Here is a 12,891-nt window from a genome sequence, read left to right on the forward strand (position 1 = left end):
GAGTTACAAGGGTTCTGGCGTAGAGTGATGTGTAAATAAATTTGCTTCGGTGCTTACGGGCATTCTGTACCTTTATTATGTAGCCTTTTTCATAGGCGTGAGGTACACTAAAAATCGGCTTCCTCCTGATGCGGTTCAATCGCGATAACTTCTGTATATTCAAACTGATTTTCGCTGCGACGCACGAGGGGATACACCTTACCGTGGCGCTCGATCGCGTCTTCTTCGCAGTCCGGTTTCGGGGAATAATAAACTAGCACGTATTCTCGCCCAATGTAAGACGCAACTTCTCGCTCGACTTCGCCACGCCATTGGGTTTTGGTGACGAGAATGGCGAGTTGGTTGGCGAGTTGCGGCACGATTTTTGCGACTTGGCGGCGATAAATTTCATCTAAGCTGCCGAAGGGGGAATCCATGACGATGGGAAAGGTGCTACTATCGGGAGCCATAAGGGCATTACTTTGATTTTGACTCCAGGCGCGCACGCGATCGATGATGCCCCCAATGAAGGATAAACTCAAAATTTGGTTTTCTCCGGTGGAGGCGGCGACGGGAACGGCGATTCCGGAAGTATTTTCGAGCAGGGTTAACTCGTAATTTTCGCTCAAACGGAGGAAGTAGGGCGTGAAGGAAATTTCGCTAAAGATTTCTTGGACGCGCTGTTCGAGGGAGAGGCGGAATTGTCGTTCGAGACGGGAACGTACTTCGGTTAATCGCGCGATCGCGTCTTCGGTTGCATGGATGCGTCGCTGCGCTAAAATTTGTTTATCTTCCTTTAATTGGTGTTTGGCGATTTGCTTGTTTTTCTCTTCGATTTGGCTTTTTAGCTGTTCGAGTTGCTGGTTTTGTCCGCCGCGTTCTAGCATTAAATGGCGGATGTTCGTTTCGGTATCATCGGCACGTTTTTGTAGGGCTTGAATGTCGGTATCGGGATAAGTTCTGAGCTTTTGGCGGATTGCTTCTAAACGATTTTCGGTGTCACTGAGTTGTTCTCGCGATCGCGCCCATTCTAATTGCTGGCGATCCATTTCTTCCCAAAATTCTACCACTTGTTCTTGCATCTGGCTCGTCCGCGTTTCTAAGCGAATGGTTGCCTCTTCTACTTCTGCCATTCCGGCTTTGTCCCACCACGCTTTAATGCTTTCTGCTGCAAAACTCCCTTCAGTCAGTTCCGTTCCGCACAAGCAGCGCCCCCGTTCTAATAATTGCTGTAAAAATTGTTTCTTAATACCGGAGGGGAGTTCTCCTTTGGCGCGCAGTTCGACGAGTAAGGCTTGGAATTGTGCGATCGCATCCCTCAATAAGGGGGTATAGCCGCGACTGGAAATCGCGCGCTTGAGTTGCGTTTTTATTTCGATGAGGTTCTGCCGCGCGGTGCTTTCTTGTGCCTCTAATTCTTGCTTTAATTTCTGTAAATCTTGCGCGCCGCTGACTGCGAGTAACTGTTGGTTGAGGACGGCTTTTAATTCCTCGTAGTTCTGTAACTCTGCTTCCATTTTCTGCTGCCGTTGCAGGATGCGATCGCGTTCTGCCTCCAATTTTCCTACTTCTCGTAATAATTGCTTGGTTTGTGCGTCGCCTATGTCCTTTAATTCCTCTTGAAGCGCGCGCTTGGCTTTCTTTAAATGCTCGATCGCGCGATCTAAAACCGTTACCCCTAACAACTCCTTCGTATCCTCGGCAATACTCCCCTTCTTCCCTTCCTCCCGAAAAATGCGATCGATTCTTTCCCCATCAAAAAAGAAGTATTGGTGCAAACTTTCCGGTAAAATTCCCTGAATAATATCTGCTGGTTGTTCGCTCGGTATATACCAACGTCCATCCTCCTCCCGCGCGTACAACATCGATAACAGTGGAGTCGAACAATCAATGCGATTTTCCGCATTCGGATACGCATAGCAATAGCGCTTTACTTGATACTGTACCCTCTCGTGTTCAAAACGAATTTCTGCCCAACATTCTAAGGAAGTTCCAAAACTCAACTCGGACAGCGCTCGCTTATTGATCAGTTGTTTCGGCGAAGCAAAGGCAGCGGTAAATCGATCGTAGAGTATCCAGGTAAAAGCATTTAAAATCGTCGTCTTTCCCGCTCCATTATTGCCGTGAAAAACGGTTGTATTTCGTTCTCCCGAGGCGAGGACAATTTCTGGCGTTGTTCCGTAAAATTGTCTGAAATTACATAAGCGAAGCGAGAGCAACTTCATAGTCAATTGTGAATTGTGAATAGTGTAATGGCACTGAAATAGGCGTTTAAAAATCGCCTGTAGAGACGTTGTATACAACGTCTCTACAGATAATTTCGTAGGGTATACAGCACCCACCCGCCTTAAGTCAGTGCCATTGATGAATAGGATGTCATTAGCGTTCTGTCGATTCTGCCCTTGATATTGTAACCTTCCGATCTCGGAGCTAGATTGAGTAAACCGATTAAGGGATGCTTCGTTTCAACTGGCAATCTTATTTTTCCAGATTGTTTACTTCACGACATCTTTAACAATTTTCAAAATATCATCATTAATATATTTTCGACTCTTTTGGTGCAGCCGTTCTTTCTCAATCCTTAAAACTCGCTCGATAATCGCTTTCACTTCCGGCGAGGCTTGCGCGATGGGTTCTTCGATGTTCTCAATATTAAGGTTGTGTGCCATTTCTTTGAATAATTGCGATCGCTAACCGGCTTCTCTCATATCGATGGGATAAATTGTCACCTTTAATGAAGCTCCCACCTCTGCAATCTTCCCCATCGTTTCCGGCGAAAGGTTAGAAAGATAATAATGAGGAGAAAGTCCGCCTTCGTAGCCTAAATCGAAAGTTTTACTACTCGCTGTTTCCCAAACTTCCTTCGCTTCGCCCTTCAATTCTCGAATTAAAGAACAAAACTTACGAATTTTAGCATCTGCTTCTCCGCCATCATTCCTTTTTTGAGGCGTGCAAGCCGCCATCTCTAATTCATCAAGACCAATTTCAAAGGTGGCTAAAGTTTCTCCGGGTGCTTCCCCAGAAGAGAGATGATATCTTGCTTTCTCTCCGAAAGCATCAGCAAGAACTTGAAGATTGCGATCGCTCGTAACTTCCAAATCGACATTTAAAAAGTGGGTTGCCATAATATCCTTAATATACTACCGCCGCTCGCCTCTATGGGGAGCGGCAGAACGAAAAACTTTCCCCAGTTTCTTACCATACCCTTTCTTGTCCCTGTCCCCAAAATCCATCATACTTGCGAACCTTAATATTTCCTAAAACTTTGGTTTGACAAGCCAAACGCAACCCCCTTGTAGGAGAATGGGGAGGGAGCGAGAGTCGCCCTTGTTCTTTCCAGTTTGCTTCAGAAACTTCCCCTTCGATTTCGACGGCGCAAGTGCCGCAACTGCCCAACCCGCGACAGTTGATAAATTGCGCTTTCCCGTTGTACAAATCAATGTTATTGTCCAGTAAAACGCGGCGTAAATTAGCCCCGCGATCGCAATTTAATGTTTTTTCCCCGACGGTGACAGTAGGCATTGATACTTCCCTGGCAGTGCAACGTATTAATGTTTAGTGTAGCGACAGTCGAACGGCTCAAAAATTTTTGTTAACGAATATGAACAATCGGATTTGGCTTTACGATACGACCCTGAGAGACGGCGCGCAAAGCGAAGGACTTTGCTTTTCCCTAGAAGATAAATTGCGCATCGCCCGCAAACTCGACGAAATGGGCATTCCCTTTATTGAAGGCGGATGGCCCGGTGCCAATCCGAAGGACGTACAATTTTTCTGGGAACTGCAAGAAAAACCCCTCACCCAAGCGGAAATCGTGGCTTTTTGTTCCACCCGTCGCCCTCACAAAACGGCGGCAGAAGAAGCGCTGTTTAAGCCGATTCTCGCGGCAGGAACGCGCTGGGTGGCGATTTTTGGCAAATCCTGGGATTTCCACGTCACTGAGGGGCTAAAAACGAGCTTAGACGAGAATTTGAACATGATTGCGGATACGGTAACATACCTGCGATCGCAAGGTCGCCGCGTTGTCTACGATGCCGAACATTGGTTCGATGGCTACCAGCACAATCCTGACTACGCCCTGCAAACCTTACGCGCTGCCTTAAATGCGGGGGCGGAATGGCTGGTATTTTGCGATACCAACGGCGGTACGCTGCCCCACGACATCACTCGCATCGTGCGGGAGGTTCTCGCTGCCATACCAGAACTCGCTGGCGAAAATCCCCCCGCGCGGTTGGGGATTCACCCCCACAACGATGCGGGAACTGCCGTCGCGAATGCCCTCGCTGCCGTGATAGAAGGCGCGCAAATGGTGCAGGGAACGATAAATGGATACGGCGAACGCTGCGGGAATGCCAACCTCTGCACCCTCATTCCCAACCTGCAATTAAAACTGGGTTACGATTGCATCGATAGCGCCCAACTCCAGCAACTCACCCCAGCCAGTCACTTTATCGGCGAAGTCGCAAATGTTTCGCCCGACGAACGCGCGCCCTTTGTCGGACGTTCTGCTTTCGCCCATAAGGGGGGAATTCACGTTTCTGCTGTCGCCCGCAATCCCAAAACTTACGAACATACTTCGCCGGAATCGGTGGGGAACGAACGACGCATTTCGATTTCGGAACAGTCGGGGATGAGTAATGTTGTGGCGAAGGCGCGAAATTTTGGGGTGAATTTGGAGGAGAATCCAGAAATCGGGCGGGCGATTTTACAACGGTTGAAGCAATTGGAGGGCGAGGGCTATCAATTTGAAGCGGCGGAGGCGAGTTTTGAGTTGTTGGTTCGTTCTTTGTTAGGGCAGCGCCCGTCGATATTTGAGATTGAAGGGTTCCAAATTCACTGCAATTTGTTGCAAGGATGCGCGATCGACGGGAACCCGAAAGGCGATCGCGTCGATACCCATTCTTTGGCTACCATTAAGGTGGGCGTGAATGGCGAACAGTTGTTGGAAGTCGCGGAAGGAAATGGCCCGGTTGCGGCTTTGGATGCGGCGTTGCGTAAGGCTTTAGTCAAGTTTTATCCGGAAATTGCAGACTTTTATTTAACCGATTATAAGGTCAGAATTCTCGACGGGCGCGCCGGAACTTCTGCGAAAACGCGCGTTTTAGTGGAGTCAAGCAATGGCGAACGGCGCTGGACGACGTTGGGAGTTTCAGCGAATATTATCGATGCTTCTTATCGGGCAGTCGTGGAAGGGATTGAGTACGGTTTGTTGTTACAATCGCCCATTTCTTTGGCGGCAATTTCGGGGTAATGGCTGGGGTAGGGGTTGCGAGGCGATGGGGAGTCTTCTCCGATTGACCAAATAATTCGTAATTCGTAATTACTGACACAATTAACAATTTATTCGGCTTGGCGAGCAACTCTAGCAGTAGCCACTAATACCAATTCCCAATCCTGATGCACTAAATTTTATTGGTAAGGGCGCGCGGTTGCGAATCGCACTTCGGCATTTCGGCAAGCTCAATGACCACAAGCTCAGTGTGGCACATTCGCCAAATAAGCGCCGCACCGTAGGGGCAGAGCATTGCTCATTAGTGTCAACTTAACGTGAAACCCCCTTCACAAAGTTGAATCGCCCTCACCCCCAGCCCCTCTCCCAACCCTGGGAGAGGGGAGCAAGAGAGAATTCTTCTCCCCCCTCTCGCCCAAAATTGGGAGAGGGGGGTTGGGGGGTGAGGGCTGGGATGACGCTATAACAAACACTCGTGCTTAAGTTGACACCAATGAGCATTGCTCTGCCCTGATTCTGCTTCAGTTAGCGACTACAGTTGCAAACAAATTCTGCGTTGAAAGCCTGCCGATAGCAGTTGAGTTATTCCTCTGTTGTCTTTAAGGAGGATGGGGCGTAACTCAAGCCGAAAAGACTTTATATATGTCGGCACACTTTCCCATTTTGATATGATACCCTTGTCAAGTGTTTTTGTCAAGTAAAAATTGCCCTCAAAAAAATTAATTGTCGAAGAAAAATAATTAATTTCTTGAATTGAGGAGTTGAGGAGATCGATCCTTTTGGATAGTCTTCAACAACTTTTCACAATTCTGCTTTCGCTTGTCCTCCAGAAACCGTTAGAGTATAAAAATATTAACATCGAGCGAGATTGCAATATATCCCATGACCAACGCTGCACCTGCCCCTCAAACCGATCCGCCCAAAACGCCCGTAACGCTAGGACGCTGCTTAGTGGGGGCAGCAATTGCGGGGGGACTCGCGATCGCTGCCTACTTCCTAACGGCTTCAATCGCGCAAACCTTCGCCGCCAAACCACCTACTGGGGGTAGCGCCCTCGCCTTAAATATCGCGATCGCGGTACGGACGTTAGTCGTAGGAGTTACCGCCCTAGCCACCGGAGTCTTTGGGTTCGTGAGTCTGGGTTTAGTCGCCCTCGGCATTCAAACCGCCCTGTTTGGAAATAAAGAACCGAAACCCGATTCTAATTAAGCGATCGTTACAGCAGTAGCGCTTCGTCCTCAACAGGCTTCAGTAATTTCGCTGAACGATCCGGAAACTATAATGGAGAAGCTGAATCGTAGTTTCACGTAGCTTGGCTGGTAGACTTGCAATTGAGCGATGGAAATTGAGTGGATAAGGGCAATAGCCCTGCGGTTTTCAGGAAAAAGATAAAAAAAGAGCGATGAGTCGGGCAACTCTCGCTACAATAGGAGCGATCTCATGGTTAGATTTGCTTATTCCTTAAGTCTTTTCCACCGGGACTTCTGTTTCGGCAGCCCGAAACAACATCAGTTGTTAAAAAAGTCTGACATCGCTATCGGCAATCTGAAGGGAATGTTGGTAAAAAAGTTAACCGAAGTCCCTCAATACACCCAATCTCGATCTGCACGCCAACCGAGCGATTAGTGAGGAAATAGAGGGAGCGCCCGCAGCGCTCGCTTGTCCGGCATTGACGCTGAGAAGGCAACACATGACTACTTTTCAACCCCCCCCTACTCTGCTCGAAAATAAAGATTTGGTAACAGTTTTAGCTGACGAACGGGTAGACTTAATCGAAAAACTGCTGTCCATCGGCACAGCCTTATCGGGAAGTCAAAACTTCGAGGAGTTACTTAATCTTATTTTAACAAAAAGTCGGGAGATTACCTGTAGCGATGCAGGCAGCGTCTACCTAATCGATAAAACGCAATCCCCTCCCAAATTAATTTTTAAAGTCGCTCAAAATGATTCCTTACCCGAACTTCCCTTTGAAGAATTTGCGATCGATCTCAACCCAGCAAGTTTGGTGGGCTATGTTGCCCTGACAGGGCGAAGTTTGAATTTACCGGATGCGTATAACTTATCAACGCGGTTGCCGTATAAACTCGATCGCAATTTCGATCGCGATTTTCGCTATCGTACCCGTTCGGTTCTCGTTCTGCCCATGCAAGACGGGCAAGGCGAAATTATCGGAATTTTACAACTGATCAATCGCAAAATTCGCTGCGATATTCAAGTTCTCCCAACGAACGCCCTCGAAGTCACCTTACCTTATACCGAATGGGAAGAGCGCGTGGTTCGCTCTCTCGCGTCTCAAGCCGCAATTTCTATCGAACGAAACCTATTGCATAATAGTATTGAAAATCTGTTTGAAAGCTTTGTTAAAGCCTCCGTGGAAGCGATTGAAGCGCGAGATCCGACAACGCGAGGTCATTCGGAAAGAGTCGCTGAATTAACCGTCCGCTTGAGCGAAGAAGTGAATACGGCAACATTTGGACCGTTGCAGCAATTTTATTTTAGCGATCGCCAAATTCAAGAAATTCGCTACGCAGCCTTATTACATGACTTCGGTAAAATCGGCGTTCCCGAAGCCATTTTAAATAAGCGCAAAAAACTTTATCCCGGTCAACTCGAAGTAATCCGCTCCCGTTTCGGCTTGGTGCGGCGCAACTTAGAACTTGAATGCGCGCAGAAAAAGTTGCAGTATTTAACGCTGAATCCCAATCGAAATTCTCATCAAGCTTGTGCTAACGAACATTGCTTGGATTGCGAGCATTTTTCCGAACTCGATTGCCAACTCAAAACCGCGATCGCACAGCTTGAATATTACTATAAATTAATCGAGAGAATCAACGAACCAGAAGCCTTAGAAAAAGCTGCTTTTAAAGATATTTTAGAGGAAATTTTTCAGACTTTAAGCGAACTCACCGAATATACTTATTGCGATCTTGACGGTGAAATGAAGCCGTTGCTAACAGCCGCAGAAATGGAACAACTCATGCTGAATCGGGGGAACTTAACCGCCGTCGAACGCCTTGCGATTGAAGCCCACGTCACGCATAGTTACGAATTTCTCAAGCGCATTCCTTGGACTAAACAGTTTGAAAATATTCCCATTATTGCTTACGGCCACCACGAAAAACTCGACGGTAGCGGCTATCCGCGCAACCTAAAGGGCGATGAAATTCCCATGCAAACGCAGATGATGACAGTCGCCGATATCTACGATGCACTCACGGCTGCGGATCGTCCTTACAAGCGCCCGCTACCTACCGATGTAGTTATGAAAGTGCTACGCGAAGAGGCAGCGCAGGGTAAGATTAATGCGGATTTAGTCGAGTTGTTCGAGCAACGCCAAGTCTACCGAGTTTTGGGGCATAATCTCCGTTAGTTATCGCTGGGAAATTAAGAATGCGCGATCGCAAAATTGTTGAGATGAACAATCGCTCCGAATTAGAAGTATGGTTGCAAACAACGTTAATTTTTCGGGGATTATCGACCGAACAATTAGAATCGCTCGGCAAAATTGCGCGCCTTCAATCGATTGATAAGGGCGGTGCAATTTTTCATCAAGGAACGACAGCAACGGGTTTTTTTATCGTGAAGAGCGGCAGGGTGAAAGTGTTTAAAGTTTCGCCCAATGGTAAGGAGCAAATTTTACATATCTTTGAGGCGCAAGATTATTTTGCTGAAGTTCCGGCATTTGATGGAAAAACGTTTCCGGCTTCAGCAGAGGCGTTAGAAGCTGTTGAATTAATATTTTTTCCGCGCCTTGCTTTTTTGGAGTTATTGGAGCGGTATCCCGCGATCGCGATTCGGATGTTAACGAGTCTCTCGCTGCGCTTGCGACAACTGACACAACTGGTCGAAAATTTATCGTTTAAAGAGGTTCCGCAACGATTGGCGGCTTATTTGCTCGATTTAAGCGATCGCGCCAACAACTCAGATACCGTAACTTTAGACCTCGCGAAAGGTCAATTAGCCGCCGCTTTAGGGACAATTCCCGCTACTCTTTCGCGGGCGTTTTATCGGCTGAGTAATGAAGGGATTATTGCCATGAATGGCTCGCAAATCGAATTGCGCGATCGCGACCGCCTGCTACAGTTAAGTCAAGCCAGCGATCGCGAATAAGGCCAAAAATTTCGCTACACTAATAGTTACTGCCTGAAGCCAAAGCTTAACCATGACTGTTGCGCCCGAAGTAGAAACCTCTCAAAGTTCAGCCCCTAGCCAAACCCTCGCAACGATAACCCCAGAGGTGCTAGAAAATACCGCCGAAGAAGATGTTATATTTCCTAACGGCGACCTCTACAGCGACGAACCTCCCTTGGAAAGCGACCTTCATCTCAAGCAAATTATGATTTTGCTGCAATGCCTTGAATATCTTTGGCAAGATCGCCAAGATTTTTATGCTTGCGGTAACTTAACGATTTATTACAGTCCGAGACAGCTTAAATCGGAGTTGTTTCGCGGGCCAGACTTTTTTGTGGTTTTAAATACCGAACGCAAACCTCGAAAAAGTTGGGCGGTTTGGGAAGAAAACGGTAAATATCCGAATATTATTATCGAAGTTCTTTCATCTAAAACGGCTAAAACCGATCGCGGCTTAAAAAAAGAAATTTATCAAGATATCTTTAGAACGCCCGATTATTTCTGGTTTGACCCTTATAGCTTGGAGCTTAAAGGCTTTCATATCGTCGAAGGAGTCTATCAGGAAATAGCTCCAAACGAAAGCGGTTGGCTGTGGAGCCACCAACTCGATTTATACTTAGGCGTTCGCGACTCGAAACTGCGCTATTTCACCCCAGAAGGGGAATTAGTTCCGACTCCGGAAGAAGCCGCCGAGCGGGAATCTCAGCAGCGCCAGGAAGCAGAACAGCGCGCCGAAAGCGAACGGCAACGCGCCGAACAAACCCAGCAACAACTCGCAGAACTCGAATCTTTACTAGCGCGTTATCGGGAACAGTTTGGAGAATTGGAATAAGTTGTAATTCGTAATTCGTAACTCGTAATTCGTAACTCATAACTCATAACTCATAACTCATAACTCATAACTCATAACTCATCACTCATAATTCATAACTCATAATTCGTAATTGCCTATTTAGAACAAAAGTATCAATCTCCCTTGAAAGTTCGGACTGCTAGCGATACCCTAAGAAAGCAGGAAAATGCTGGCAACAGGGAAAGGCGATGACAGCGTGGGAACCAAACTGGGAAAGATTGTACAAAGCGTTGTCCGTCGAAGCGGAACGGGGCTTTGTCGATTTGATGGGCAAACAATATCACTTCAGCGAGTTTGTGATGCTGGAGTTGAGCAAACCGCTTGCAACGGGAACCCTGGAACAACAGCGCCGCTGGCGGGATATGGCGATCGCGTTTTCAGAATATCCCCACTGTAACCCCGAAGAACGCCGCAACCTAACGATCGCAGCCCGTAACCTCTTCGACAACCTCCAGAACCGGCAGGAAACGCCCCAGGAGCCACCTCAAAGCGAAATTACCTCAAAAACGCCCAAAACTGCACCCATCGCCGCCCAAGCCCCTTCTAGCTACGCCTCAAAACCCTCCCTTAACACTCCCCTACGCGAGCTTGCGGAAATTCAACGCCGCCGCATTGCCAAACCCCTCGAAGAACGCCTGGGATTGTATACCGTGCGGGACGTACTCTTTTATTACCCTCGCGACCATATCGACTACGCGCGCCAAGTCAATATCGGGCAACTCGTCGCCGGGGAAACCGTAACCTTAGTGGGAACGGTAAAACGCAGCAATTGCTTCACCAGCCCCAAAAACAAAAAGCTGACGATCTTTGAACTCATTTTGCGCGATCGCACCGGACAAATCAAACTCAATCGCTTCTTCGGCGGCGCAAACTTCACCAATCGCGGTTGGCAAGAACGCCTCAAACGTCAGTATCCCGAAGGTTCCGTCATTGCCGCTTCCGGACTCGTCAAACAAAACAAATACGGCTTCACCCTCGACAATCCCGAAATCGAAATCCTCGATGGCCCCGGTGCCGCGATCGAATCGATTAAAATCGGGCGTATCCTGCCCGTGTATCCTCTCGTGGAAGGCGTAACCGCCGATGTCGTCCGCCATGCCGTCCTCGCCGCCCTCCCCGCCACCGAAAGCATTACCGATCCCCTCCCGGCCGTACTGAAGAGACAATATGGGTTAATTGGCTTAAAAGACGCGATCGCACAGATCCATTTTCCCAGCGATCGCGACAGCCTTACCCACGCCCGCCGCCGCCTCGTTTTCGACGAATTCTTCTACCTCCAACTCGGCTTCCTACAACGCCGCGCCCAACTCAAAAAAGCCGAAAAAAGCGCCGTCCTCGTCCCCAGCGGCGAACTCAGCGAACAATTCAAACGCATCCTTCCCTTCTCCCTCACCAACGCCCAACAGCGCGTCGTCGGCGAAATCCTCCAAGACTTAAACTCCGAAACCCCCATGAACCGCCTCGTACAAGGCGATGTCGGTTCCGGAAAAACCGTCGTCGGCGTGTATGCCATCCTCGCCGCCATCCAATCCGGCTACCAAGCCGCACTCATGGCCCCCACCGAAGTCCTCGCCGAACAGCACTACCGCAAACTCGTCACCTGGTTCAACCTCCTCCACCTTCCCGTCGAACTCCTCACCGGTTCCACCAAAGCAGCCAAACGCCGCGAAATACACGCCCAACTCGAAACCGGCGAACTGCCCCTCCTCGTCGGCACTCACGCCCTGATTCAAGATAAAGTCAAATTCCGGCAACTCGGGCTAGTCGTCATCGACGAACAGCACCGCTTCGGAGTCGAACAGCGCGCCCGCCTCCTCGATAAAGGGCGTTCTCCCCACGTCCTCACCATGACAGCAACCCCCATTCCGCGCACCCTCGCCCTTACCCTCCACGGCGACTTAGATGTGTCTCAAATCGACGAACTCCCACCGGGCAGACAGCCGATTCAAACCACCGCCCTCAACGGCAAACAGCGCCGCCAAGCCTACGATTTAATCCGCCGCGAAATCGCCCAAGGACGGCAAGTTTATGTGATTTTGCCGATGATTGAAGAGTCGGAAAAAATGGACTTGCGCGCCGCCACGCAGGAATACGAACGGCTGCAAGAAATATTCCCAGAATTCAAAGTCGGACTATTGCACGGACGCATGAGTTCTGCTGAAAAAGAGGACGTTTTAAAGCAATTTCGCGACAATGAAACGCAAATTATCGTTTCAACGACAGTGATTGAAGTTGGGGTAGATGTACCCAATGCAACCGTCATGTTAATTGAAAATGCAGAACGCTTTGGACTCTCGCAACTGCATCAATTGCGGGGCAGAGTCGGGCGCGGTTCCCATCAGTCTTATTGCTTGTTAATGAGCGGAACCAATAATCCCGATGCCAAACAACGCTTAGCGGTTTTGGAACAATCGCAGGATGGCTTTTTTATCTCGGAGATGGACTTGCGTTTTCGCGGCCCCGGTGAGGTTTTGGGACGGCGACAGTCGGGTGTTGCCGACTTTGCGCTGGCGAGTTTGGTGGAAGATCAAGAGGTGTTGAACTTGGCGCGAGAAGCGGCAGAAAAGTTGATTTTTGCGGATGAATCCTTGGGCGGGATGTCGTCGTTGAAGAAGGAGTTGGAGATTCGGTATCAAAAGTTAATGGGCGGGTCGATTTTAACGTAGGAGGGAGTTTAGATTTTATGCACGCTCTATTC

At 48.6% G+C, this 12,891-nt stretch carries 10 protein-coding genes; 6 read left to right on the forward strand and 4 right to left on the reverse strand.

Features of this window, described 5'->3' with window-relative positions:
• Nucleotides 1-107: 107 nt before the first annotated feature.
• The 4 genes from H6G50_RS02710 to H6G50_RS02725 form a co-directional block, all read right to left on the reverse strand.
• Nucleotides 108-2,204, reverse strand: coding sequence for an AAA family ATPase (locus H6G50_RS02710; RefSeq protein ID WP_190713085.1), 2,097 nt, complete (start codon nucleotides 2,202-2,204; stop codon nucleotides 108-110).
• A 270-nt stretch (nucleotides 2,205-2,474) separates the two neighbouring features.
• A complete protein-coding gene (locus tag H6G50_RS02715; RefSeq protein ID WP_190713087.1) occupies nucleotides 2,475-2,648 on the reverse strand; it encodes a hypothetical protein in 174 nt (57 codons plus the stop codon).
• 21 nt (nucleotides 2,649-2,669) lie between these two features.
• The gene (locus H6G50_RS02720; RefSeq protein ID WP_190713090.1) at nucleotides 2,670-3,104 is read right to left on the reverse strand and encodes a hypothetical protein; all 435 of its coding nucleotides are present in this window, start codon (nucleotides 3,102-3,104) and stop codon (nucleotides 2,670-2,672) included.
• A 70-nt stretch (nucleotides 3,105-3,174) separates the two neighbouring features.
• Nucleotides 3,175-3,501, reverse strand: a complete 327-nt coding sequence (locus tag H6G50_RS02725) for a 2Fe-2S iron-sulfur cluster-binding protein (protein WP_190713092.1) — start codon at nucleotides 3,499-3,501, stop codon at nucleotides 3,175-3,177.
• A 79-nt stretch (nucleotides 3,502-3,580) separates the two neighbouring features.
• Here H6G50_RS02725 and cimA point away from each other — a divergent pair, with 79 nt between their 5' ends.
• The 6 genes from cimA to recG all read left to right on the forward strand — a co-directional run bounded on the left by cimA (nucleotide 3,581) and on the right by recG (nucleotide 12,859).
• Nucleotides 3,581-5,230 (forward strand): citramalate synthase, encoded by a 1,650-nt coding sequence (gene cimA / locus H6G50_RS02730; protein ID WP_190713095.1) that lies wholly within the window; start codon nucleotides 3,581-3,583, stop codon nucleotides 5,228-5,230.
• An 861-nt stretch (nucleotides 5,231-6,091) separates the two neighbouring features.
• A complete protein-coding gene (locus H6G50_RS02735) occupies nucleotides 6,092-6,418 on the forward strand; it encodes a DUF3082 domain-containing protein (protein WP_190713097.1) in 327 nt (108 codons plus the stop codon).
• A gap of 481 nt (nucleotides 6,419-6,899) precedes the next feature.
• Nucleotides 6,900-8,579 carry an HD family phosphohydrolase gene (locus H6G50_RS02740; RefSeq protein WP_190713099.1) on the forward strand — a complete coding sequence of 560 codons (1,680 nt, stop codon included), beginning with the start codon at nucleotides 6,900-6,902 and terminating at the stop codon, nucleotides 8,577-8,579.
• Nucleotides 8,580-8,599: 20 nt separating this feature from the next.
• A complete protein-coding gene (locus H6G50_RS02745; protein ID WP_242032692.1) occupies nucleotides 8,600-9,319 on the forward strand; it encodes a Crp/Fnr family transcriptional regulator in 720 nt (239 codons plus the stop codon).
• 52 nt (nucleotides 9,320-9,371) lie between these two features.
• Nucleotides 9,372-10,172 (forward strand): Uma2 family endonuclease, encoded by an 801-nt coding sequence (locus H6G50_RS02750; protein ID WP_190713101.1) that lies wholly within the window; start codon nucleotides 9,372-9,374, stop codon nucleotides 10,170-10,172.
• 209 nt (nucleotides 10,173-10,381) lie between these two features.
• A complete protein-coding gene (gene recG / locus H6G50_RS02755) occupies nucleotides 10,382-12,859 on the forward strand; it encodes an ATP-dependent DNA helicase RecG (protein ID WP_190713103.1) in 2,478 nt (825 codons plus the stop codon).
• Nucleotides 12,860-12,891 lie beyond the last annotated feature (32 nt).

It is taken from the genome of Oscillatoria sp. FACHB-1406 (genome assembly GCF_014698145.1).
Taxonomy (GTDB): Bacteria; Cyanobacteriota; Cyanobacteriia; order Cyanobacteriales; family Spirulinaceae; genus FACHB-1406.